General features: G+C 47.0%; 19 protein-coding genes. 10 read left to right on the top strand and 9 right to left on the bottom strand.

The genetic code is table 11. The features are described from left to right. The first annotated feature begins 14 nt into the window (after positions 1–14). From H6G00_RS06980 to H6G00_RS06965, 4 genes are all read left to right on the top strand, one after another. On the top strand, positions 15–554 hold the full coding sequence (locus tag H6G00_RS06980; protein ID WP_190796193.1) for a chemotaxis protein CheW: 540 nt from the start codon (positions 15–17) through the stop codon (positions 552–554). Between the two features lie 74 nt (positions 555–628). Continuing rightward, positions 629–4,576, top strand: coding sequence for a GAF domain-containing protein (locus tag H6G00_RS06975; RefSeq protein ID WP_190796192.1), 3,948 nt, complete (start codon positions 629–631; stop codon positions 4,574–4,576). 82 nt (positions 4,577–4,658) lie between these two features. Continuing rightward, positions 4,659–8,672: a hybrid sensor histidine kinase/response regulator gene (locus H6G00_RS06970; protein WP_190796191.1), complete on the top strand. Its 4,014-nt coding sequence runs from the start codon at positions 4,659–4,661 to the stop codon at positions 8,670–8,672. Between the two features lie 20 nt (positions 8,673–8,692). Beyond that, positions 8,693–9,169, top strand: a complete 477-nt coding sequence (locus H6G00_RS06965; protein WP_190796190.1) for a chemotaxis protein CheW — start codon at positions 8,693–8,695, stop codon at positions 9,167–9,169. A 33-nt stretch (positions 9,170–9,202) separates the two neighbouring features. On the opposite strand, the gene H6G00_RS06960 is transcribed toward H6G00_RS06965, so the two are convergent. The 4 genes from H6G00_RS06960 to H6G00_RS06945 form a co-directional block, all read right to left on the bottom strand. Further along, positions 9,203–10,057 (bottom strand): ABC transporter permease, encoded by an 855-nt coding sequence (locus H6G00_RS06960; protein WP_190644747.1) that lies wholly within the window; start codon positions 10,055–10,057, stop codon positions 9,203–9,205. Between the two features lie 41 nt (positions 10,058–10,098). Beyond that, the gene (locus H6G00_RS06955; protein ID WP_190796189.1) at positions 10,099–10,953 is read right to left on the bottom strand and encodes an ABC transporter permease; all 855 of its coding nucleotides are present in this window, start codon (positions 10,951–10,953) and stop codon (positions 10,099–10,101) included. 50 nt (positions 10,954–11,003) lie between these two features. Then, positions 11,004–12,326 (bottom strand): extracellular solute-binding protein, encoded by a 1,323-nt coding sequence (locus tag H6G00_RS06950; protein ID WP_190796188.1) that lies wholly within the window; start codon positions 12,324–12,326, stop codon positions 11,004–11,006. Positions 12,327–12,506: 180 nt separating this feature from the next. Further along, positions 12,507–13,706: an ABC transporter ATP-binding protein gene (locus H6G00_RS06945; RefSeq protein ID WP_190796187.1), complete on the bottom strand. Its 1,200-nt coding sequence runs from the start codon at positions 13,704–13,706 to the stop codon at positions 12,507–12,509. 820 nt (positions 13,707–14,526) lie between these two features. Between H6G00_RS06945 and H6G00_RS06940 the strand changes: the two genes are divergently transcribed. Further along, positions 14,527–15,024: a GntR family transcriptional regulator gene (locus tag H6G00_RS06940; RefSeq protein WP_190796186.1), complete on the top strand. Its 498-nt coding sequence runs from the start codon at positions 14,527–14,529 to the stop codon at positions 15,022–15,024. Further along, positions 14,916–15,257 carry an FCD domain-containing protein gene (locus H6G00_RS36560; RefSeq protein ID WP_199318365.1) on the top strand — a complete coding sequence of 114 codons (342 nt, stop codon included), beginning with the start codon at positions 14,916–14,918 and terminating at the stop codon, positions 15,255–15,257. The genes H6G00_RS06940 and H6G00_RS36560 overlap by 109 nt, the downstream gene beginning before the upstream one ends. On the opposite strand, the gene H6G00_RS06930 is transcribed toward H6G00_RS36560, so the two are convergent. The 4 genes from H6G00_RS06930 to H6G00_RS06915 all read right to left on the bottom strand — a co-directional run bounded on the left by H6G00_RS06930 (position 15,249) and on the right by H6G00_RS06915 (position 17,969). Further along, on the bottom strand, positions 15,249–15,590 hold the full coding sequence (locus H6G00_RS06930) for an IS1 family transposase (RefSeq protein ID WP_190796184.1): 342 nt from the start codon (positions 15,588–15,590) through the stop codon (positions 15,249–15,251). The genes H6G00_RS36560 and H6G00_RS06930 overlap by 9 nt on opposite strands. A 566-nt stretch (positions 15,591–16,156) precedes the next feature. Beyond that, positions 16,157–16,462, bottom strand: coding sequence for an AzlD domain-containing protein (locus tag H6G00_RS06925; RefSeq protein WP_190796183.1), 306 nt, complete (start codon positions 16,460–16,462; stop codon positions 16,157–16,159). Further along, the gene (locus tag H6G00_RS06920) at positions 16,446–17,144 is read right to left on the bottom strand and encodes an AzlC family ABC transporter permease (protein WP_190796182.1); all 699 of its coding nucleotides are present in this window, start codon (positions 17,142–17,144) and stop codon (positions 16,446–16,448) included. Before H6G00_RS06920 ends, H6G00_RS06925 begins: the two co-directional genes overlap by 17 nt. A 120-nt stretch (positions 17,145–17,264) precedes the next feature. Next, a complete protein-coding gene (locus tag H6G00_RS06915) occupies positions 17,265–17,969 on the bottom strand; it encodes a cytochrome b/b6 domain-containing protein (RefSeq protein WP_190796181.1) in 705 nt (234 codons plus the stop codon). A 146-nt stretch (positions 17,970–18,115) separates the two neighbouring features. On the opposite strand from H6G00_RS06915, the gene H6G00_RS06910 reads away from it, so the two are divergent. The 3 genes from H6G00_RS06910 (at position 18,116) to H6G00_RS06900 (ending at position 20,812) form a co-directional block, all read left to right on the top strand. Next, positions 18,116–18,658 carry a PadR family transcriptional regulator gene (locus H6G00_RS06910; RefSeq protein ID WP_190796180.1) on the top strand — a complete coding sequence of 181 codons (543 nt, stop codon included), beginning with the start codon at positions 18,116–18,118 and terminating at the stop codon, positions 18,656–18,658. Between the two features lie 97 nt (positions 18,659–18,755). Beyond that, a complete protein-coding gene (locus H6G00_RS06905) occupies positions 18,756–19,937 on the top strand; it encodes a 2OG-Fe(II) oxygenase (protein WP_190796179.1) in 1,182 nt (393 codons plus the stop codon). Positions 19,938–20,164: 227 nt separating this feature from the next. After that, entirely contained in the window at positions 20,165–20,812 is a 648-nt protein-coding gene (locus H6G00_RS06900; RefSeq protein WP_190643170.1) for a hypothetical protein, read from the top strand. Between the two features lie 65 nt (positions 20,813–20,877). Here the strand turns inward: H6G00_RS06900 and bla are convergent, their stop codons facing one another. Next, positions 20,878–21,855 (bottom strand): class A beta-lactamase, subclass A2, encoded by a 978-nt coding sequence (bla, locus tag H6G00_RS06895; protein ID WP_190796178.1) that lies wholly within the window; start codon positions 21,853–21,855, stop codon positions 20,878–20,880. A gap of 704 nt (positions 21,856–22,559) precedes the next feature. On the opposite strand from bla, the gene H6G00_RS06890 reads away from it, so the two are divergent. Then, positions 22,560–23,137: transposase family protein (locus H6G00_RS06890; RefSeq protein ID WP_190796177.1), on the top strand; the 578-nt coding region annotated here is incomplete at its 3' end.

Here is a 23,137-nt window from a genome sequence, read left to right as displayed (position 1 = left end):
TAGAACAAAATTTTATGGCAACTTCACTTGATCCAAAGCTGCCAGTGAGTTCAATGCTGGCAGCGGCGAGTCTTGATTTTCTATCGCCCGAATTGCCGCCACCGGACAACCGGGAGCGGTTACTCCGCGTACATTTGAGTTTACAAGATAGCGCCTTATTACCGCTGAAACACACAACAGAAGTAATCAGGGTAAATGGAGAGGATATTTTGCCCATTCCTGAAATGCCTGATTGTGTCTTAGGCATTTGTAACTGGCGAGGAGAAATGCTTTGGCTAATTGACGTGAGTCATTTGGTGGGGCTTTCTTCCCTATCCTGGCGAAAACAAGGGACGGCAACACCCTTTGTAGTTGTAACTGAAAGTGATGAACAGGCATTAGGACTGCTAGTGATGCAGGTTGAAGAGGTTGAGTTCCATTCCTTAGAAAACCTCCAGGCACCCACATTAGGCTTGCTTTCGCCGGGGTTAATGCCATTTGTGTTAGGGGTTTTGCCAAATAGTGGCACTCCTGTTTTAGATGTTTTGGCGATCGCTCAGCATCACTTTGAATAACTCAATGAGTTATTCGTTAAAAGCTAGCAGCTCAATCTTAGATCATCCGCACCAGTCAGCAAGGAGAACCAGTCGTGCAAAAACTTGATCAATTTCAACAATTTCTAGATGCTCACCCTTCAAATGGGCTACCCCCCAACTCAGCATCTGGTTCTACTTCTAACTCTGTTGTGAATGGCACCATGACTAACACGACTGAAGAAGATGTACTTCAATGGCTGCTCAACCTGTCCAATCAGATGAGCCAAACAGCAACCATTGATCTTCTGTTAATGACCGTGGTGACAGAAGTTCAACGATACTTCCAGCTAGATCGGGTTTTGGTTTACCAGTTTCACAATGAGAACAATGGTGCTGTTTTGGCGGAAGCCATTGTCTCAGGATTTACTCCCACTATTAATGAAGCGTTGCCAGCGATCGCCTTTGGAGCAGCTCACTCAACCCTTTATCAGCAGCAGCAGATGATTGCGATCGAAAACGGCGCAAAATATCTCACGCCTCATCAGCGCCAACTGTTAGATCGGTTTCAGGTCGCGAGCAGCCTCAGCCTTCCTGTTTTGCTACGGGGCGGCGTATGGGGTCTGCTGGTCGCCCAACGATGTGCGATTCTGCGCCCCTGGAGTGAAACCGAAAAGCTGGTGTTGCATCAAGTCAGGACTGAACTTCAATTACACCTTCAGCCTTTAGCGCTACACGCACAGCAACGGCGACAAGTTAAGGTAGAGGATGCTTTCGCCCAAATTCTAGAGAGAACGCAGCCCTCCTCAGATACCAACACAGCACTTGCAAACTTGTGCCAGGAGTTAAGACTGTTTTACCGAGCCGATCGAGCAGTCGTTTACCGATTTCATTCTGACTGGAGCGGTGAGTTTGTGGCTGAGTCAGTTGCGGCCGGCTGGATTTCGGTGATTCAAGAACAGGAAATAGATCCTAGTCTCAGATCAGCCGATATCATCAACCACGATCGCTGCACTACAAAGCGGATGGGTTCTCCCCCCCAGCCCAATGACAATATCAAAATCCTCAAAGATACTCAGGGCGGCAGCTATGTAAAACGGATGGATGTGAAGCAAGTCAACGATATCTCCAAGGCTGGTTTCTCCGCTTGCTACCTAGACACGCTGGAAAAATATCAGGCTAAAGCCTATCTTATTGCTCCTATCTATGAAGGCAACGAACTTTGGGGACTGCTCGCCATCTATCAAAACACTGCACCTCGGCAATGGCAGGAGCAGGAAGCTGCACTGTTGTTAGTCTTAGGTGAGCGGCTGAGCATGATGTTGACGCAATTGAAATATCTAGCGCGACTGCAAGAAAAAACAGACCAGCTCCAAATCCAATCTCAACAGCTTACAGAATCGGTAGAGCAAGGAGTAGCCCACAACAAACTCATTTCCAGAATTGGACTGGCTCTAGTTCAAGAAAAATACTCGCCTGACAGTCTTTTAGACTTTGTGGTGAGAGAGCTTCGCAAACAGTTAAAGAGCGATCGCATTGCTGTTTATCGCTTTTACCCAGATTGGGGCGGTGAGTTTGTGGCGGAATCGGTTGCTGAAGGCTGGGTAAGATTGGTGACTCCAGAAATGAATACCATTTGGGAGGATAGTTACCTTCAGGAAACCCAGGGGGGACGATATCGCAACAATGAAACCTTTGCGGTAGATGACATTTATCAAGCAGGACATGCAGAATGCCACATTGAGGTGCTGGAGCAATTTGAGGTAAAAGCTTATGCGATCGCTCCCATCTTCCAGGGTAAAAAGTTGTGGGGGCTGATCGGAGCCTATCAAAACAGCCACTCTCGGCATTGGAATGAACTGGACGTAAATCTCTTATCTCAAGTAGGTGTACAGATTGGGCTGGCACTCCAACAGGGAGAATATTTGGAGCAGTTACAGCAGCGATCAGAGCAATTAAGCAAGGTTGCAGAGCAGGAGCGGTTGATTACAGAAGTTGTTAACCGCATCCGGCGATCGCTTGACATGCAGCAAGCCTTTAAAACAACCACCCGAGAAATCCGCAATTTCTTAAAGGCTGATCGGGTTGCCATCTTCAAGTTTGACCCAGATGGTCGAGATGGCAGGACTGTTGCAGAAGATGTTAATTCTGCCTACACGGCTGCACTTTCTGTTAAAGTCACCGATCATTGTTTTAGCGAAAACTTTGGCCGAAAGTATAAACAGGGCTGGGTGAGCACCATTCCAGATATCTATCAAGCAGGTCTAGCAGACTGTTACATTGAAGTTCTTTCCCAATTTCAGGTCAGAGCAAATCTAGTCGTGCCGTTACTCAAAGGAGAGGAACTATGGGGATTGTTCTCCATTCACCAGTGCAGCGGTCCGCGAGAGTGGCAAGACTCTGAAATTGAATTTGCCAAGCGAATTGCAGCTCAGCTAAACGTGGCGATTCAGCAAGGGGAATACCTGGAGCAAGTACAGCAAAAGTCTGAGCAATTAGCAAAGGTTGCCGAACAAGAGCAGCTAGTCACCAAAATTGTGGATCGTATTCGGCAATCACTCGACACTCAGCAAGCCTTTAAAACAACCGCTAGAGAAATCCGCAATTTCTTAAACGCTGATCGAGTCGCTATTTTCAAATTTGACCCAGGCGGCCGGGATGGCAAAACCGTTGCAGAAGACGTTCGTTCTGCTTACACCGCTGCACTCTCTGTTAAAGTTACCGATCATTGTTTTACCGAAAACTTCGGACGGAAGTATAAGCAGGGTTGGGTAAGCAAAGTTTCAGATATTTACGAGGCAGGACTAGCAGACTGTTACATTGAAGTCCTTTCTCAATTTCAGGTCAGGGCAAATTTAGTGGTGCCTTTGCTCAAAGGAGAAGAACTATGGGGTCTATTCTGCATTCACCAGTGCAGCGGCCCACGAGAATGGCAAGACTCTGAAATCGACTTTGCAAAACGAATTGCGGCTCAGCTCAACGTCGCCATTCAGCAAGGGGAGTACCTGGAACAATTGCAGCAAAAGACAGAACAGCTTGCCACTGCCGCCCAGCGAGAAAAAATGGCAAAGGAGCAGCTTCAGCAAGAAGTAATGCAACTGTTGTCGGCAGTTCGTCCGGCGTTGGATGGCGATCTGACGGTTCGCGCTCCCATGACCGAGGATGAAGTGGGCACGATCGCCGATGCTTACAACAACACGCTGGGCAGTCTGCGACAGATTGTGACTCAAATGCAGATTGCCTCTCAACAAGTTGCCCAAACTTCTCAGATCAGTGAGTCCTCGATCGCCAGTCTGACTAACCAGGCAAAACACCAGTTTCAAACGCTGAGTCAAACTTTAGAGCGGGTACAGCTTGTGGCCAGTTCCACAGAAGCAGTGGAGGCAAGCGCCCAACAGGTAGAGGTTGCTGTACAGCAGGCTAATCAAATTGTTCTCGCGGGTGATGCTGCAATGGATCGCACCGTAGATGAGATGCAAAACATTCGTGAGACGGTGGCAGAAACGAATAAGCGACTGAAGCGACTGAGCGAATCTTCACAGAAGATTTCTAAAGTGGTGAGTCTGATTAGCAATTTCACCACTCAAACTCAACTGCTGGCACTGAATGCTTCGATTGAAGCGACGAGGGCGGGGGAATATGGACGCGGCTTTGTGGTGGTCGCTGATGAGGTGCGATCGCTGGCCCGTCAGTCTGCCAACGCGGCAACCGAAATCGAGCAACTGGTGCAGGAAATTCAGGCAAATACAGCCGAAGTATCCACCGCAATGGAGACAGGCATTCAACAAGTTGCATCAGGAACCACCGTGGTCAGCGAGGCCCGTCAAAACCTGAATGCGATCGTTGCAGCCACCGACCAAATCAGTCAGCTTGTGGCTAGCATCACTGGCGCAACACAAGAACAAACGCAGCAGTTTAAATCGATGAAGCTGACCGTTGCTGAGGTCGCAGAGATTGCTCAGAAAACCTCAAAAGATTCTGTCGAAATCTCGCAATCATTTAAGGAACTGTTGGCGATGTCTCAAGACCTGCAAGTTCAAGCCAATCAGTTCAAAGTCAAGTAAGTTCCACTCATTTTTCTGTTAGGGGCGAACGAATGTTTGCCCCTACCTCATGTTTACTCCGTAGCATTCACACCCACCAACCATGCCCTTAGATCCGGACATTCGCGAGGAAACCTATCCCTACTTTTTGCAAGAGGCACCAGAACTGTTGCAAGCTCTGGAACAAGGTTTGCTGGATTTGCAAGACGGTTGCAGCATCAATCAAATTAATGCTTTGATGCGAACGACCCACACGCTCAAAGGGGCAGCAGCAAGTGTGGGGCTAGAAACGATCGCCAACATTGCCCACTCTTTAGAAGATATCTTTAAGGTGCTTTGCAGACCTGAAGTCATCATCGATCCAGATGTAGCGGCTTTGTTGTTTGAAGGATACGACTGTCTGGCACGACCGCTAAGGGCTGAAATTACAGGTAGCTCGATCAATACTGCCGAAATTCTTGACCGCTCGGCTGCCATTTTTGCTCAGCTTGAGGCCCGGTTAGGAGACTGTTTTAACCAAGAGGATTACCTGCCTACCTCAGAGGAGCTAGGGTTTGATATCACACAGTCCATGTTTGAAGTGGGCGTTACCCAACGGTTAAATGACCTGGATCAAACAGTTGCCCAGGCTCCTCATAAAGTTGCGGCGACTCTCCAAATTCATGCCGAAGTGTTTTTTGGTTTGGCTGAATCCTTGGGCTTGCACGGATTTGGAGCGATCGCCGCAATTACACTTGCAGCCCTAGACCAACATCCTGATCAGGCTATCACCATCGCTCAATTAGCTTTAGCTGATTTTCAGGCAGGATGCGCGGCCGTGCTAGCAGGCGATCGCACTCAAGGAGGACACCCCTCCCTTGCCCTGCAACAGCTTGTAGAGCCCGTTCCAGCTAACGTGACGGAGACGTCGCAACCGGACTGGTTAACCGAATTTGACAACGCTTGCGCACGGGAACTTCAGCAGCAGGAGCAGAGCGATGAACTCAATTTAGAAACTACATCTGATGCAGCCTTAACAGATGTAGTTTTAGAAAATCTGGAAGACTTGGAAGATCCTACAATCCGCTCTTTTGAATTAGAAGCAGGTTTCAAGGATGAATTTATCCCAGTTGAACTGGAGCTTCCCCTAGAAGCCTCAATCTACCCAATCGGCTTTTTAGAAGACTCGGCATTCATTCTTTCGGATACTGAAACCGAGTTTGAAGCGGATACTGAGGCAACGATTGAAGCCGCTACAGAAACTATTACAGATGACATTACAAATAACTTTATAGAAGACATTACAACAGGAGACATTACAAATGACATTAATATTGCCCCTATTAACTACCATGAAATAGAAACCAACCATTCTACAGCGACCCAGACTTCGCCTGATTCCATCACGGATACAACGGACACGTTAGAGGAGCCTGTTGTTTCAATTGCTTCGTCAGATTCTCAATTGGAAGACACGAGTGGCGATCGCGATACAACCCATGAGGTTATTCATGCTTCCGAGCAATTCACTGTTGAAGCGATCGCCGACACAACAGAAACTACAGCCACCAATGATATTGAGCACTCTACTCCTTCCCTAAAAACTCACCATCAAAAACATCGAGGATTGTGTAAGGTATTTCAATGGATTCGAGATTCATTCCTGATTCAAGCTGGACTGCACCCCGACAACCAGTTTTCTGAGCAAATCGGAGACTCAGCAGAGGTTCCTGCAACTGCGACTCTAATGCAAAGTTCTGCTGAGCAACCATTAGAGGAAGCAGATCCAAAAGAGGTAAGCCCCAAAGAAATACCCTCAAAAAAGGTAAATCTAAAAGCGGAAGATCAAAAGGTTGCCCCAGCAGAAACGCAGCATGAACAATCTGCCGCTTTATTGATGGAAACCGTCTGGGCACCCTTTGTCCTGGATGAACTCATCGTCCAGCCAGAGGGGGCAATCGCCGATTCACCTTCTACACTCTCCCAATCACTCGCTCCCGGCTCTTCGATAACCACCACTAGGGAACCATTTCAGTTATGGCCCCTGCAAGAAGAAGATTCGCCTTCCCTGCAATCCCAATCTCAAACTAGATCTCAAACTACGTCTAAAGTAGCCGACTCAATCGCTTCCAAAAAACATTTTCGATCTAATCAGGTGCGGGTCAATGTAGAACATCTCGACCAGTTAAATTATTCAATTGGGGAATTGCTGACTCAACAAAATCGTCAGTCGCTCCAAAATGAACGCCTGCAAGCGGAAGTAAAACTACTATTAAAGCGGCTAAACCAGCACCAGCAAGTGCTGAGCCAGCTTCAAGATCAGGTCGATCGACAACCTTCGCAATCGTTATCTGTTGAGCGAAAACTGGTAGCAGCCAAGCGCACAATGTCTCCCCTTCAGGCTTTGCCTTCAACGTTTGGCGATCGCTTCGATACTTTAGAACTGTCTCGCTATAGTGATTCTCATTTGCTGGTTCAATCTTTGCTAGATGACACGATGCAAATTGCTGAAGCGGCTGAAGCGATTGACCTGTTCTCTCAAGAGTCTAATCAAATTTTCGAGAAACAGCAGCGACTGTTAGCCGGAACTCGTGATGCATTGATGCAAGCTAGAATGCTGCCCTTGAGTGAGGTATTCAACCGTATTCCACGTGTTTTGCAAAAGTTAAAAACCTCAAGCGACAAGCAAGCTCACCTGGAACTGCACGGAACGGAAGTATTGGTTGACAAGGCGATCGCCGAGAAACTCTACGAGCCGTTGCTGCACCTAATTCGCAATGCGTTTGATCATGCCATTGAGCCAGTTGTAATTCGCCGCCAACAGGGCAAGCCAGATGTCGGGCAAATTGGAATTAGCGCCTATCACCAGGGCAAATATTTGATTATTGCAGTGCGAGATGATGGCAAAGGATTGGACTATGAGCGAATTCGGCAGCGACTGGTTGAGCGTCAATTGGTTTCATCCAACCAGGCAAGTACTCTTACTCAGTCTCAGCTAATCGATTTCCTGTTTGAACCAGGCTTTTCCACGGTTACCCAGGTCAACACCACTTCAGGACGAGGAGTGGGTCTAGATGTTGTGCGAGAGCAAATTCTGGGATTGCAGGGGGCAGTCAGCGTACAATCGGCGATCAATCAGGGAACTACTTTTACACTTCAGATTCCGCTGAGTTTGGCGATCGCCAAACTGTTGATTTGTCAGGCGGGTACTGGAACTTACGCACTCACCACCGACGCGATCGAGCAGATTCTAATTCCCACATCTGAACAGATTCAAGAGCGGCAAGGTCGCAAAATCTTGCACTGGCAGAAAGCAGGCACTTCACAACTAATCCGGATTCATTCCATTGCAAAACTGCTAAACTACCGTTCATCCATTACGTCTTCATCACCTCAAACCGCATCTGTCACTTCACCCTCAGACAAACACGTCCTCCTGGTTCGCCATCAGAGAGAACTGATCGGCTTGGAAGTCGATCAGCTGATTGGAGAGCAAGAACTGGTGATTCGTCCGTTAGGAACCAGACTGGACTCGCCCAATTATGTCCAGGGGGCAAGTGTTTTAGCCGATGGACGACTCACTTTGGTCGTGGATGGAGGGGCATTATTACGGCAAGTTCTCAATCAACCGCTAGCCCCTCGTTCTTCAAGTGTTGCTCCCATGAGTTCTCCAATCATGGAGCAACCTCCACTGCAAACAACGGCTACTCTCATTCCCACCTCTAACTCTAAGGAGTGGGAGGATGATAAAACAATTTTGATTGCAGAAGACTCGATCACAGTGCGGCAAACACTAACCTTAACGCTACAAAAAGCAGGCTATCAGGTGTTACAAGCCAAAGATGGACAAGAAGCGATCGAGCAACTGCAACAACCCAATAATGTTCGGTTAATGTTTTGCGATCTGGAAATGCCTCGAATGAATGGCTTTGAATTTCTTAAACAGCGACAGCAGTTTCCGGCGATGGCAAAAATTCCCGTGATTGTTTTAACCTCGCGCAGTGGCGAAAAGCATCGTCTGTTGGCAATGGAACTGGGTGCAACGGCTTACATCACAAAACCCTACATCGAGCACAAGCTGCTAGGAATGGTGGCAGACCTGTTTGAACCAAAAGAGATAGAAGTGGCCGCGGACTGAGTTCATTACTGAGCAGAACTATGCATGACGATTCAAAATTAGAGAAGCTGATTGTTTTTGCGATCGCCAACTATGATCTAGCGCTGCCCATTGATCAAGTGCTGCGGGTAATCAACTATCCCCTTGATACAAGCAAATCACTCGAAAAAATCGGGTTGATTCAATGCGGTCGCCACACGATTAGAGCAGTGAATTTATCTCAGCAGCTTCAGCTCGAAACTCCTGATGCCCAGCCTTTGCCATTTCTGATGTTAGTTCGAGGGATAGATCAAGAACTGTGTGGCATTCCAGTCTCTGCTCCACCCGATGTGATTGAAATTTCTATTGAGGCACTACAGCCGCTCGAATGGACTTCTACCACATCCCCGTTGCTCAAAGTAGTCAGCCATACTGCTGTCGTCAAGCAAACGGACGAAACCCTATCTATCCTTTTGCTTGATCTGTATCAAGTGCTAGCTGACTCAACACAAAAACTACTAGGTGCATCTATAGCTTGAGCTAGCCTTCCCTTGTCATCTCTATCATAAAGGCTACTTTGCTTGCTTTTGCTTCTGTTCAAGCTTCTGCATGGCAAACAGAGCGACCCCAATCAAGACAAAGGAGAAAATTGTTGTTAGAGTACCTAGCGCGTACAGGGCTGGGGATGTAACGTTGGTGGTCATTCCAAAGATCTCTAGAGGCAGCGTGTTAGTTTCTCCAGAGATGAGAGAGGTGCGGGTAAATTCGTCGTAGGAAAGGGTAAAGCCAAGTAATCCAACGCCAATCACACTGGAGGCAATCAACGGAAAAACAACTCGCCAAAAGGTTGTGCGATCGCTTGCTCCCAAGTCTCGTGCAGCTTCTTCATAGGCAGGGTTAAAGCGTCCAAAGATACCCAACATGATTAGGAAGGCGAAAGGCAATGTCCAGGTCAGATGTCCGACCAGTGCCGAGGAATACCATTGAATCGGCAGATTCAATAAGTTGAATACAATTCCTAAACCGAGGGAAACCAAAATGCTGGGAACGATCAGACTCGATATGGTGAGATAAAAAATCAGATTTGATCCTCTAAATCGGTAGCGAAAGGCTAGTCCTGCCATGACGCTAAACACAACTGTGATTACCATGATGGATAACCCCAGCAGAAGCGATCGCTGAAAAGCGGTGACAAAATCACCCACTCGCTGCGGACCAAACACCGCCATAATCCAGTGAAAGCTAAATCCACGCATAGGGAAGAAAAGCTGTCCCTCTGGACCCTGAAACGATAGCAGAAATACTGCAAACATGGGTCCGTAGAGAAACAAAACAAACAGTCCAAAGAAGCCTGGAAGTAAGTAATCAGAGAGCGATCGCTTCTTCTTTTCTGAGCTTGAAGAGAGGGATTGAGTTGCTTGTGCCATAGGAAGGATGAGGGGTGAAGGATGAGGGATAAAGTGGCTACTTAAAGCTGCTTACGAATATCTACAACTCGCAAAATTGCAAACACGATGAGCAGGGTCAGCGTTAATAGCACGATCGCATTGGCGGCAGCAGCAGGATACTGCAAGCTATCAATTTGGTTTTTAATCAAGTAACCCACTGAGGAAGATTTGCCGCCACTCATGAGCCGCATCGTGGCAAACTCTCCCATCACTAGCGTCACCACAAAGATGGTACCGATCGCAATTCCGGGAGCTGATAAAGGTAAAATAATTCGCTTTTGGATATTAAAAGCAGAGGCACCTAAATCTTCTGCGGCTGAAATCAGAGCGCGATCGATCTTCATCATGCTGTTGAAAATGGGAGCGATCATAAACAAACAATAGAGATGCACCATCGCCAAAATCACCGCAAACTCAGAGAAAAGGAACATCTCAACAGGGCGATCGACAATCTGTAAACCCATGAGTGCTTTGTTGATCAAGCCTTCTCTTCCTAGAAAAGGAATCCAGGAGATCATGCGAATGATGTTGGAAGTGAGAAACGGAACTGTACAAATCAGAAACAAGATCGTTTGCCACTTTGTACTCTTGATCCGAAATGCCAGGTAATAGGCAACCGGATAACTAATTAAAACGCAGACCAGCCACACCAGAAACGCAAACTTGAGAGTGTTAACGTAGGTCGATAAATACGCTGGAGAGGTAAAAATTCCGATGTAATGCCTCAGTGTGAAACCGGGAGTAGTGGCAATGCCGTTAAAGTTCCAGAAACTCACGATCAAAATAACGGCAATGGGTAGCACCAATCCAAACAAAAAGACCAGGGTTTGGGGTGCCGCCAGGAGGTAGGGGCGTAAGGCTTTTGATTGAGTCATGGGAAGGATGAAGGGATGAGGGATGAGGGATGAGGAGTAGGCGATGAGGATTAGGCGACGATGAATTCTGTCCACTTGTAGACGAGATATTCCTGTTGCTGCATAAATGAGTTCCAGCAGACGACGTTGCCCATTCGTTCGGTGAAGGAACCGCCATCACGCACGGCACCCGCTGATTCAATCTTTTTACCGAAGGGATCAATCATGTCGATCGCCGCTGGTTTTCCTTCATACCAAAAATCCCATTCTTCAGGTTGCATAAAGTTGCGAGCTTTCTCAGGCGCGGCACTGTAATACCCCTGTCGACTCAAGAATCCGCCTACCCAGCCATCTAGCATCCAGTTGAGGTAGTCGTAAGCTGCATCTAAGGCAATGCCAGAGAGATTTTTGGATAATCCTAAACCACCCCCCCAACCGCGATAGCCCTCCTTCAAAGGAGCATAGATGCATTCAAATCCTCTCGCTTTCACAGCCGTGACCGCAGGCGACCACATCGATTGCAGCACGACTTCACCGGAGGTCATGAAGTTAACCGACTCATCAAAACTCTTCCAGAAAGCACGGAATTGCCCTGCTCGCTTTTGCTCAATCAAGAGTTTGGTGACTTGATTCAATTCTTCTGGAGTCATGTCGCCTTTATCTTCAAAGGTCATCAGTCCTTGGGCCTCAAGCACCATTGCCGCATCCATAATGCCAATGGAGGGAATATCCAACAGTGATGTTTTCCCTCTAAATTCTGGGTTAAACAGCTCTGCCCAGGACTCAATCTTTCGACCCACTAGATCAGGACGATAGCCCAGCGTGTCAGCGTTGTACTGAAAGGGAATCATCGTTGCCCAGTTGGTAGGCTCTGAAGCAAATTCTGTAGAATCTTGTCCGGTGACATACATCACCTTACGGGGAGCCGTGCCTTGAGAGGTGTTTACTCTCGCACCAGAATACAGTTCTCCGGTGGTAAAAATTGGGGTAATTGCATCAAATTCTTGAATGCGGCTCACCTCAATCGGCTGAAGGTTTCCAGACGGCACCACCAGCGGCAAACTAAAATACTCACCATCATAAATGTCGTACTGTTTTGGTTGAGTCACGGCAATTTGTACATTTTCTGCCGTACTCAGCGCCCGCATTTGAATCTTAAATCCTAAGTCTTCTTCGGCTTTGACCCGGATATCATTGATTTGTGCGGCTCCTGTACCAATCAAACGTAAGGTGACATCTTTGATCTGATTGGTATTGATGGTCGGGCCTTGCGCTGGGTTGTTAGGTGTGCCGCTGGGAGCTTGAGCTTGAGGAGACGAACAGCGTGCAGCTGCTAATGCGGCTCCCGTCGCTAACCCTCCTTGAATGAAGGTGCGTCGATTAATCTTAGACATGGAGTGAGTGATTGATAATGGGTGATTAGTAATTGACCGATATGACAAACAAATGACAGTTCATGACAAATTAGGCGTTGCTGATTTGATATGTGAATTCCGTAGGGGCATGGCATTGCCATGCCCTTACAAAGGGGATTGAAATCCGCGAATCATACTCGCATTCAGCAACGCTACAAATTAGTGGGGAAGAAATACACAATTTCCTTCTGACCAACGCAATGTCACCAGTTGTCCTTCAGCGTAGAAACCCGTTTCCCAGGCTGTGGTAGGAGATTTGTAGAGCAGTTCTTTGCCTGTCTTTTCTTCCATCAGAACAACCCGTGTAACGTAGCCTGTCATCTCAATGGAGACAATTCGAGCGGTAATGTGATTTGCACGAGGAGTTGGTTTTTCACTGGCTGCATTAGGGTAAGGTTCGATTTGCATCAGGTCAGGACGAACCGAGCAAGCTGCCATTGAACCCACTGGAACCGCATATCCACGAGAATAAAGTGAGCCAATGCCTTCTACGCCTAGCTCAATCACATCCATACCGGTACCTGGATCGGGAGCACAGTGAAGGACTTTGCCCTGAAAGATGTTGTTGTCGCCCATAAATTTTGCGACAAACTGAGAGGCAGGCAATCTAAACATTTCTGCTGGAGTTGCCACTTGATCTAACCGTCCCTGACTCATGACCACAACCCTATCTGAGAGGGAGAAAGCTTCTTCGGTATGGTGTGTGACTTGCACAAAGGTCATGCCAAATTGCTTTTGAATCCGGCGCAGTTCGGTTCGCATTTGGACTCGCAGGTTTTCATCCAGTGCGCTCAGGGGTTCGTCTAGCATCAACACTTGTGGACGAGTGACTAGCGATCGCGCCAAAGCAATTCGCTGTTGTTGCCCGCCGCTCAGTTGGCTAGATTTGCGATCGCCCAAATGACTTAGCCCCACCAACTCCAGCATTTCGCCGACACGAGCTTTGCGCTCCTGGGCTGAAATGTTTTGCATTTCCAAGCCAAACTCAATGTTTTGCCAAACCGTCATATGGGGAAACAGCGCATAGCTTTGAAACATCATGGATGTATTGCGCTTGGCGGCAGGAATGTTGTTGACTCGGCGATCGCCAATTAAAACATCTCCACTGGTGATCTCCTCATGCCCAGCAATCATCCGCAATACCGTTGTTTTGCCACAGCCGCTTGGACCTAGCAAACAACAGTAAGAGCCTGCTGGAATGTCTAGCGTGACGTTTTCAACTGCCGTTACAGGACCGTATTTTTTGGTCACCTGTCGAAGTGACACTCCTGCAGCCGCATTAGCTAAAGCGTGTTGAATATCAGTCGCCTGTACTGCGGTGGCTCCATTAACCAGGGTCTTTTGCGCGTCGATTGTCATAGCCTTCTCCTACAAAACAATAAGATAGACACAAGAAGCTGCCGCATTAACCTGCTGGAGGATTAACCCGTTCATGCTTTAATTGTGAGAATGCCGGGGCAAAACTTTAAGTGCTAGGAAAACAAACAGTTCCTATCTTTTCTCCAGAAAATTCACCAAGAGCAACAGTTAGCAGCTACCAAGAAAAAACAATTTAGTTCAGTTAATCGTTTCATCTCAAGCAAATTTGTATTACTGAAAACAGTTTTGTTTAGATACCTCTAGGGTATTAGGGTTAGCAGTATGGGAGCGATCGCATACTTGTTGATCAAAGAGACGATTTTAACTGGGTGGAGCAGTAGATTATTATCTGAGACGTAGAGGAAAAATTCTTACACCTGACCTGAAATATATTCATCCCAACATTACACAAAATGAATTGTGCTGACTGGCAAAATAAATGTAAGGATTTGTAAAATTGTAAGATTGCATGTTGAACTGCCTCGATAAGAGCCAACATTATTTAATCCCATTACTTTAGGAGCGTTGATGAATGCGGGTATGATTTACGGATTTCAAGCCCCTCTGTAGGGTCATGGCAATGCCATGACCCTACGAAATTCATACATCAAATCAGCAACACCCTCTAGGGAAAGGGCGATCGCTACACAAACGCACTAAGCTTGTATACAATACCTGTATACATAAATCTCGGGGCATTATCCAGAAAACATTGCATGAGAAATATTGCTCTTCCCTGACCGATTAAACTCTACTGGTAAATTGTCCTGCAATCACCCAGTATTCTCACAAATGCTTTCATAGCCAAAGATTTCTGACTATGGTTCGTACCTCCAAAGCGGCTCAAACATCCCAGTCAAAAGCAATTGAGAAGCCAACCGAAGAGTTTATTTACACTGAGCTTTATAACACTATTTGTGAACGACAGTTGCTTCCCAAAACCAAATTAGGAGAAGCGATGTTGGCAGAACATTATGGCGTGAGCCGCACCATTATTCGACAGGTGTTACAAAGATTGGCGGGCGATCGCCTGGTCAAACTAGAACCCAATCGGGGAGCATTCGTAGCCCATCTCACGTTGAAAGAAGCACAGCAAATTTATGAAGCGTGGCGATTAGTAGAAGCAGCCATTATTCGTGAAGTCGTTAAAACCATCACGCCAGAGCAGATCGCATCTTTACGAAAACTCATTACAGCCGAGCGAAAAGCCTGCGACGCAGAAGATTATCCTTTGCTAACCCGCTTGTCGATGCAGTTTCACACGCAACTGGCTACTTATGTAGTAATCAATTCCTTAGTCGTTTCCTCAAAGAGTTAATTCCTCAGACCGCACTGGCTTACTTCTATGAAGTGAAAAAGATGCCAGTCTGCATGAAGGATGAACATGGTGAAATTCTTGATCTAATCGAGTCCGGTGATGAGGAAGCTGCCGTTGCTGCGGCTAAACGACATCTGGATGGCATTGAAGCGGCACTGAATGCCCAAGCCTCTCTCGATCAACAAGCGTCTCTCGTGGACAAGCTGAAATTGAGAGTACCTTCACTATCCTGAATCTGAATCGTCAGAAGTGAGATTTTCTTTGGGCACGATGGGTAAAAGTCCTTCCTGTTTTGCCCAGTTATAGATTGTGCTGTGGCTAATTCCCGTTAGTCCCTCAATTTCACGCAGAGTTAACCCAGAGTGATACATGCGAGTACAAATTTGCCTCGTGTCGTCAGAGTAGCCCCGATGCACATAAGTCTCGATAAATTGGCGACTACAATTTTTGCATCGATAGTTTTGTTTACCCCGTCGATGTCCATCTTTTTGAGATTGCTCTGACCCACAGTGAGGGCATTTCATTGAAATCGGCTTTGATTCAAGGATGCACTGAGATAAAACCATTAGTTGTACAATTCCGTGAATACAGTAAACCTTTAACTCCTGCATTTACAGACCAGAGTTAAACAGTTGTTGAATTAGGGCTTCAAGCTAAATTTGGGAAAAAAGTTAAATTCAGCTCAAGATTTTTAGGAGTTGAGACTACCTCAATTTGCATACGTTTTTTGTCTACTAAGATTGTATACAAAATTTGTACGCAGAATCTGTGTTAAGTGTTACGTTTTGCTTCATCAAGGGAGGGAGCGACTTTTGATTCGTCTTCATTCCCCAATTGCTACCCCAATTGCTACTTTGAGAGTGTTTAGGTTGCGCTCGCCCAAAAAACTTGTACTTACGGACAATACGGAGGCAGTAGTGTAAAACAAAGGTAGTTATTCCTCACCCATCACCATGTCTAGCCCCGCGCAAGTGTTTATCTGCTACGCGCACAAAGTCAGCTATTCCTCGATCGCCTGCTGATGCACCTGGCACCGCTGGAGGAGGAGATTAGCGTTTGGTCAGATCAAAGATTGGAGATTTTTCAAGAGGGAGGGGACAAGCTCTACTTCAACACCTCCCTCTGCGAGTCTCTAACTCAGTAGCGATCGCATTCCCCATACACAGATCACTCCAGTTGCCATTGCCAGGAGCGAAACGCGGGTTTTCCAGGCAACGAGAATGGTGGCGATCGCTGCCACCACTTCTGGCAGTCCACCTCCGACAATATTGGGCGCAACGATAGAAACCAGTACCGTTCCAGGAATGTATTCTGACCAGATTTTCACTTTTTCGGATAGGGTAAAACGCTGCACAATCCACAGTCCGCCTGCTCTGGTGGCATAGGTGACGACTGCCATTCCCAAAATCACCCAAAACGCTTCAGGAGTAATCTGCATGGCGTAAAGCTCCTACGAAACTGCCGATGATTCCGCCACTGAGGATGTACCAGTTGCCCGGAAGCCAATGAGAACTGGCGATCGCGACGATCGCAGCAACCACCCAGGGCAAAAAGTCAGACTTGCCCCGCCACAGTGTCACCAACAGTGCAATAAATACAGCCGTGAACGCAAAATCTAATCCCCATTGGGCAGGATCATCCAACGCTGCACCGACGGTTTGCCCTAACAGCGTTGAACCTGTCCAGGCAATGAAAGCAACAATTCCGCTGCCGATCAGAAACGCACCGTTGAGATGTCCCTTGGAAAACTCACCCATCGTCAATGCCCAGCTCTCATCAGATAAGAAAAACAGTGCTCCATAGGCTTGCCAGGGGCCAAGGCGTGAGAACCAGGGACTTAGCGCTGCGCCCATCAAGATGTGTCGCAGGTTAATCACCAAAGTGGTGAAAATGATAGTGATAGCAGGCAATGGAGTTTGCCAAAGCTCAACGGCAATAAATTGAGATGCTCCAGCAAAAACGAAGCTACTCATGAATAAAGCTTCACCTAGACTCATGCCTGCCTGACAGGATAACGCGCCAAACACTAAACCGTAGGCAAAGATGCCAATGGCGATCGGAATGGTTTGTCGAATGCCAGCCACCAATCCTGCTCGATCAAATGTGACAGATGCTTCCATAAGCTGCAAACCGTTAGACCAACGATGGACTCTAGCCTACAGACATCTGCAACGTGATTCTTGAAGAATATTGCCCTCTTTGACGTAAAACATTCGGCAGGGAGTACACCTTATAGCGACTTACTTAAAAAGCGGAATTATCCAAGCAGCCGTAATGCTAACCAAAGTTGCTAATTCTAGAACGGGCATCGCTTGAACTGCTTGAAACCAGGCTGTCCCTGAACTTTGTCGCAAGTTTGACCACCAGCTAGAGAGATGGGTAGACCACAGTTTAGGACTATCCTGCTCACGAAATCGCCAGTTCAGCATGGACAGCAATAGAGGCACCCCACCCACTTTTGCATTCATCAGAAGGTGAAGGGCGATCGCCACCACCACAATCACCCAAGAAATTAAGTGTGCGTAATACCAGGCGTGGTTGAGTTCTCCTCGTGGCAACCATTTCTCACTCATCATCTTGCCGCTAAACAGAGCAAAGGTGAGTGCAATTAGTGTAAAGGTGTTAGTGAACCGATTGAGTGTATACCACCAAATGGGTTTACCCACTTTAGACAGTTGAGGAAAAGAATCAGGTTGAACCAGTCGCCTTTGTCCTCGATGAAATGCATAAACCACAAAGGCAGGAAAAATCAATAAAGTCCACAGTCCAAAAGTTCCATGTATTCCTTCAATTTCCCGATAGTCGGGAAGTGGGATTTTTCCCCAACGCCCGTCATAGGTGTTGTAAGTCCAAAAAGCGGTGAGAACTGCACAAATGAGAAAAAGCCCAGTGAGTCCATGCAAAGTCCGCAGGAGGAATGGTTGATATGGCTGACTTGGTTTCATAGAACAAAGCTGTCTGTCATGCTGTAGTGGAGGCTAACTTCTTGCAGAACACCCAGATTATCTATATGACTAGTCATATACTAATATGAAAACATATCGGCTTCGAGGGTGCTACTCATCTTCCCCTTTCGTTTAGTGAATTGCTTATGTCTCTTGCCCATGTCATTCTCGGTTTGCTCCAACAGCAAGAGCGGACGGGCTATGACCTCAAAACTGAGTGCTTTGATGATTGCATTGCCCATTTGTGGCCGGCTGACCAGGCGCAGATTTATCGCACTCTAGATAAGCTAGAGGCGCACGGCTGGATTAGCTGCACAGTTGAGATCCAGCACGATCGCCCCAATCGCAAAGTCTATCGCATTACACAGCTTGGGAAAGAGGAGTTAACCCAATGGCTTCAGACCCATCAGCCTCTACCGATTTTGCGAGAACCGCTGCTTGCTCAACTTTACTTTGCGGCTCAGCTACCCAATCAGGCGATTGTGGAGCTATTGGAGCAAGAATATGAAGCACGGCGCGAAAAGCTAGCTGAGTGTGAAGCTATTCAAATTCCATCCGTGGATGATCCAGCTGCGTCTCGCGACCCCAAAATGCATCAGTTGGTATTAGATTTAGTGACCCGACGAGAACAGACCTATTTAGATTGGTTGAGGGATGCGATCGCAACAATTCGTACTGAGTCAGCCTAATTCCATTGACGCTGTTGTTTGAGTGGTTAACCATATAAATGAGGCATTTGCATTTAATGATATGCAAAGCAGCATTCATTCACCGCTGGTTTCAAATATGTCACTACTTACAACGGGTGATCCGGCTCCCTGGTTTGTCCTTCCTTCAACCTCAAATCCAAACTATATCTTTGATACGGTTGGTGGACATCGTGTCATTCTTTGCTTTCTAGGTAGCTCAAAGCTAAAAGTATCAGCAGCTGTATTAGAAAAATTTTGTAAATTACAGCAGCAGTTTGAACAGTCTGAGACTCCATTTTTTGGAGTTTTCATTGATCCGGACGATGCTTCCCTGGCTCATCTGGTCCAAAATCCTACCTACTTTAAGCTGCTTTGGGATTTTGAGCAGAAAGTGAGCCTGCAATATGGAGTCTGCGGAGTGGGCAATGAGGAAGGGGGCAATAGCCTCCACTACGCTCCGACTACCTTTGTCTTAGACGAAAATCTTCGCGTTCTCCAGGCTTTTCCCATTCAAGACCCGACTCATCACGTCGCACAAGTGCTTGACTTTGTTCAGGCACTACCTGTGGAGGCACCTCGGTTTGCCAGCAGACAGGCTCCGGTTTTGCTCATTCCTAATGTGTTTGACCGTGACTTTTGCCAGCATCTGATTCATCTTTATGAAACCAAAGGCAGCAGAGACTCTGGCTTCATGCGTCAGGTTGATGGTAAAACGGTCGAGGTAATGGATTATGAGTTCAAACAGCGACGCGATTTTCTAGTAGAAGACCCACCTCTACTAGAACAGGTCAATCATCTGATTCTGCGGCGAATCAAACCCGAAATTGAAAAAGCCTTCCAATTTAGCATCAGTCGATTTGAACGGTATCTGGTCGCCTGCTACGAATCGACCAACCAAGGATTTTTTAATCGCCACCGCGACAACACTACGAAAGGAACTGCCCATCGTCGATTTGCCATGTCGCTTAACCTCAACACAGGCGACTATGAGGGAGGCTGTTTGAGCTTTCCAGAATATGGAAATCAGCTTTACCAACCTGGCGTAGGGGAAGCGATTATTTTTTCTTGTTCCTTACTGCATGAAGCAACGCCCGTAACTAGCGGTCGACGGTTTGTGCTGCTGTCTTTCTTTTATAACGATGAGGATGCCAAGCTGCGCGAACAAAACCGCAGGTACGTTGTCCTCAACTCAGAAACGAACCCTACTTCCAAGGCAAGCAGCGCTCAGCCCCAAAAGTCATCGTTAGGATTCCAACCTAAAAATCGTAAAAAGCGCTAATAACTACTAGTTTTCTATAGTTTCCTATTTTTGACGCTTTATTGCTTGCCTGTCTCTCGGCTAGGAGTCAGGCACCTAACCGATTAAATCATCGTCTCTTAAGCAATGCTGTAGACTTTCAAAATTTTCTAAATTGTGTCACAAAAGCACTTAATACTGAACCGAGAAAGCTCTAAATTAAGAACTAAGGGTGTTAAGCACGATAGGGGTGTCGAGGAAAAGAAATTATGCGTCAAGTTTTATTTGTAATTGCTGGCTGTCTAGCTTATTTAGCTTTCAAAAGTTTTGCAGATGCGTCTGTGCTGGTTGTCACCTCTGACCCTTCGCTTAGCGGTCTTTTGGCTTCGTCACCGCTCGAAGCATTTGTGAATCAGGCTGATTTTGGCAGTAGCCCTGCCCCTGCACCAGATCTCTTATCTTTTGTCATGTATGAGGCAGATCCGGTCGAGTCTTCGGTCAACCTGCGTGACTGGATGCGACTGTTGAATCTGAGCGAACCAAATTCGCCTGAAAATACGCTGGCTCACATCGTTGCCTGCTTATTTACCCGCGACCTCGGTGTTAGTGGCAACCTTGAGGCTTCTGTAGATCGCTGGTTGAGTGAGCAGGGGCAAGCAAACAAATCTGCCTTACTGCCCTTTGATATGTCTTCTCCTTGGGTGAATACGCTGAGCTTGGCAGGAGTAGACGAGTCACCAGAAGGCGATCGCATCACTTATCACCTGCAAGGCACCATGCGAACCTCCGTCCCCAACGAATTCTTCCCGGTTGAGCTATCGATCGAGATGGTCAACGATGGAGAAGGAGGCTGGCTAGCTGAAGACTTTGAAGTCTCCCCCAATGGTGAATTTGAAGCACTCCCCAATGCTGGATAAGGGAATCAGGGACTAGGGATTGGGGTCAGTCGCACTCTCGCTAATCACCAGGAAACGAGGGAAACTTACTGACTCCATTCATCCCAAGCTGCGCGGGTCACCTTGGCGATAACTTCTTCGCGAGTTGCATCATCAGCTCTAGAATCTGAGACAAAAGCTGCTACTGCCAAATGTCTACCATCGGGCAGCGTCACCAGTCCGACATCATTGGTTGCTGCGGTTATACCGTCTACGGTACCGGATGAACCTGTCTTGTGAGCTACAACCGTTCCTTCAGGCAACAGTCCTTTAATCCGCTGTAAGCCTGTTGGGGTCTCTGTCATCAGTTGCAACAGCAATGCTTGACTAGAGTCTGAAAGTCCTTGACCTTCGTGCAGTGCGTGCAACAAAGCGACTGCTGCATCAGGTGTTGCGTAGTTGCGATACTGCAATGCGCTGTCTTGCCCTAGCTCCTTTTCTGTATCAGCTACAACAATGTCATTGATGCCCAAATCGCGCAAATATTCAGTTACAACTTCCGGCCCGCCAACCAAACGTAACAGCACGTCGCAAGCTGTACCATCACTTTCAGACACCATGTACTTCAGCAATTCCGCCACACTCAGCTCTACCCCTTGCGGATTTGCGTCTCGAATGGGGCTGTGCTGAAAGTCTGAGATAAAATCGTCAGGTTGAACCTGAACTCTCTGCTCCAGGTCTAGCTTGCCTTGATCGACTTGAGCCAGTACAGCCATCCCAATGGGAAACTTGTAAACGCTTTGCATCGGGAATTGCTGGTCGCCGTTGAGCGTAACCGTCTCTCCAGTTTCTAGCACCGTGGCTGTAACTCCAACCCGTCCTTGAGCAGTATTGGATATTTGCTCAATCTGGTTATAAAGTTCGTTCTCGCTGTTCTCGCTGGGTGTGGTAACTTCTCCCGATATACCTGTTCTACCGTCCTGGTTAACCGCTCTACTGCTGGAGTCAGTGTTTGTACAGCTAGCGGCTAACAAGGATAGACAAAAGCCGCAAAGCCACAGCTTTTTCAGCATCATTGGATTCATAAACTTCTGGGGAACCAAAACAAACAGCTTGAAGATACATCTACAAAATGCTGGGTTCCAGAATTTATGAAATTATTAGTAGGTTGTAATAACGGGAATCTCAAAATAGATGAGGATGTTCACCTTCTAAGATGGTGAGTAGGTGGACATAAATAAATGGTGCTGTAGGGTGCTGTTAGACGTAAGCCGTAACGCACCGCATCGCAAGGCTTTGATGCGTTACGCGATCGCTAACACATCCTACAAATAATTGGGGCTTTCTACTTATCGAAAACGCTCTCAATTTAAGTCAAGCAAGACACGGTCTAGGTTACATAGTCCGGGCTATGAGGTTGCGAAGCCTTTACTCGCTGTTTTGGTTGATTTCGATGCAGCCGAAGTGAACTTGACGATCTTAGTGTTTGGTTTGGAGCGGTGCTGTTGCTTAGCCAGATAGCGTTCGTTAATTTCAACCAGGCTGCGACAACGTTCATATTCATTCTGAAAAAGCTGATAAACATCTTTGTAAGACAGATGAATATTAAATTCCAATTCTTCAATTTCGAGTAAGTTTAGCGTTATTTCCAGAAGTTTTGTCCTGGTTTTGGTGTCATCGAGTTTAGGTTCTCTACATGTTATTAAATGTCAAGCTCCTAGGGCTCATCCCAGCTTTTGGTGATCTTAGGGCATGATCAAGATATCTCCCCTTGAGGATTTCAAAGGACGTGGAATTCCTTCGACATTTTCTGCCAGATACCCAACAAATTCACTTGGACAACTGGAACCTCGATACTGTTAATCACCATCTATTCGTAACCGTCTCATCAACTCAAAGAACTGCCCAATGTCCGCTTTGTGGCGTTTCTAGCCACCGTGTTCATAGCGGCTATGAACGCAGCCTGCAAGATCTCAGCCTGGCTCAATACAGCATGACCTTGCATTTACACGTTCGCAAATTCTTTTGTCTCAATTCCAATTGCCATCGTCGTATTTTCACAGAACGGTTAGCACAATTGGTAGCTCCTTGGGCTAGAAAGACCCTGCGATTGGTAGAGAGACTACAAGAGATCGGACTCTCCTTAGGCGGTGCAGCAGGATCTCGTTTAGCGCATCATCTAGGAACTACCGTGAGTGGGAGTACACTTTTGAACCTGATCAAAAGGCTTCCTCTGCCTCAATTTGCAGTGCCAAAAGTTCTGGGGGTCGATGATTTTGCCTTTCGTAAGGGACAACGCTACGGCACGATTTTAGTGGATTTAGATTGTCATCAACCGATTGCTTTATTACCAGACCGCAAAGCAGA

The sequence above is a fragment of the Leptolyngbya sp. FACHB-541 genome, from assembly GCF_014695875.1.
GTDB lineage: Bacteria > Cyanobacteriota > Cyanobacteriia > Elainellales > Elainellaceae > JAAUTN01.
This window is presented reverse-complemented; position numbering and strand designations above follow the sequence as displayed.

Coding starts and splice junctions, on each gene's coding strand:
- H6G00_RS06980 (WP_190796193.1), top strand. CDS start 15: ATGGCAACTTCACTTGATCCAAAGCTGCCAGTGAGTTCAATGCTGGCA.
- H6G00_RS06970 (WP_190796191.1), top strand. CDS start 4,659: ATGCCCTTAGATCCGGACATTCGCGAGGAAACCTATCCCTACTTTTTG.
- H6G00_RS06965 (WP_190796190.1), top strand. CDS start 8,693: ATGCATGACGATTCAAAATTAGAGAAGCTGATTGTTTTTGCGATCGCC.
- H6G00_RS06960 (WP_190644747.1), bottom strand. CDS start 10,057: ATGGCACAAGCAACTCAATCCCTCTCTTCAAGCTCAGAAAAGAAGAAG.
- H6G00_RS06955 (WP_190796189.1), bottom strand. CDS start 10,953: ATGACTCAATCAAAAGCCTTACGCCCCTACCTCCTGGCGGCACCCCAA.
- H6G00_RS06950 (WP_190796188.1), bottom strand. CDS start 12,326: ATGTCTAAGATTAATCGACGCACCTTCATTCAAGGAGGGTTAGCGACG.
- H6G00_RS06945 (WP_190796187.1), bottom strand. CDS start 13,706: ATGACAATCGACGCGCAAAAGACCCTGGTTAATGGAGCCACCGCAGTA.
- H6G00_RS06940 (WP_190796186.1), top strand. CDS start 14,527: ATGGTTCGTACCTCCAAAGCGGCTCAAACATCCCAGTCAAAAGCAATT.
- H6G00_RS06930 (WP_190796184.1), bottom strand. CDS start 15,590: ATGGTTTTATCTCAGTGCATCCTTGAATCAAAGCCGATTTCAATGAAA.
- H6G00_RS06925 (WP_190796183.1), bottom strand. CDS start 16,462: ATGCAGATTACTCCTGAAGCGTTTTGGGTGATTTTGGGAATGGCAGTC.
- H6G00_RS06920 (WP_190796182.1), bottom strand. CDS start 17,144: ATGGAAGCATCTGTCACATTTGATCGAGCAGGATTGGTGGCTGGCATT.
- H6G00_RS06915 (WP_190796181.1), bottom strand. CDS start 17,969: ATGAAACCAAGTCAGCCATATCAACCATTCCTCCTGCGGACTTTGCAT.
- H6G00_RS06910 (WP_190796180.1), top strand. CDS start 18,116: ATGTCTCTTGCCCATGTCATTCTCGGTTTGCTCCAACAGCAAGAGCGG.
- H6G00_RS06905 (WP_190796179.1), top strand. CDS start 18,756: ATGTCACTACTTACAACGGGTGATCCGGCTCCCTGGTTTGTCCTTCCT.
- H6G00_RS06900 (WP_190643170.1), top strand. CDS start 20,165: ATGCGTCAAGTTTTATTTGTAATTGCTGGCTGTCTAGCTTATTTAGCT.
- bla (WP_190796178.1), bottom strand. CDS start 21,855: ATGAATCCAATGATGCTGAAAAAGCTGTGGCTTTGCGGCTTTTGTCTA.